The 471-nt window shown below is 42.3% G+C and carries 1 protein-coding gene and 1 pseudogene; both read left to right on the top strand.

The genetic code is table 11. The annotated features are described in order from the left end of the window. Positions 1-34: 34 nt before the first annotated feature. A pseudogene (locus tag DBR11_RS30710) lies at positions 35-154 on the top strand (hypothetical protein); the annotation flags it as partial. Positions 155-211: 57 nt separating this feature from the next. Further along, positions 212-471, top strand: a 260-nt coding sequence (locus tag DBR11_RS30460; RefSeq protein WP_233260950.1) for a hypothetical protein, incomplete at its 3' end; no start/stop codon positions are given.

Raw genomic sequence — 471 nt, 5'->3', positions numbered from 1 at the left:
TGGACCGAACAAGTATCTTTATAACGGCAAGGAGTTGCAATCGGAGTTTAGTGCTCCTAATAAGGATGGACAGCTTGATTATGGAGCACGGTTTTATGATCCGGAGATTGGAAGGTGGAATGTGGTGGATCCGTTAGCGGAGAAGATGAGGAGGCACTCACCGTATAATTATTCTTTCAATAATCCGATTCGGTTTATAGATCCGGATGGGATGGGACCGCAAGATATAATCATCGTTGGCAATAAATCATATAGGCAACAGGTTTTTTCTCAGCTTCAAATGTTAACAAGCGAGAAGCTTTTTTTAACCGAAAAGGGAGCAATTCAGGTTGCAGGAACTCCTGGGGGGGGTGCGAAGCCAGTGGGGACAGAGTTGGTTTCGAAATTAATTAAAAGTGAGCATAAAATTATCATTGAAGATAAAGGAGTAGGAAATAGAACATCTTTTAACGATATGTCAGCAGCAGCTGG

This window comes from Pedobacter sp. HMWF019 (assembly GCF_003061025.1).
Classification (GTDB): Bacteria; Bacteroidota; Bacteroidia; order Sphingobacteriales; family Sphingobacteriaceae; genus Pedobacter.
This window is presented reverse-complemented; position numbering and strand designations above follow the sequence as displayed.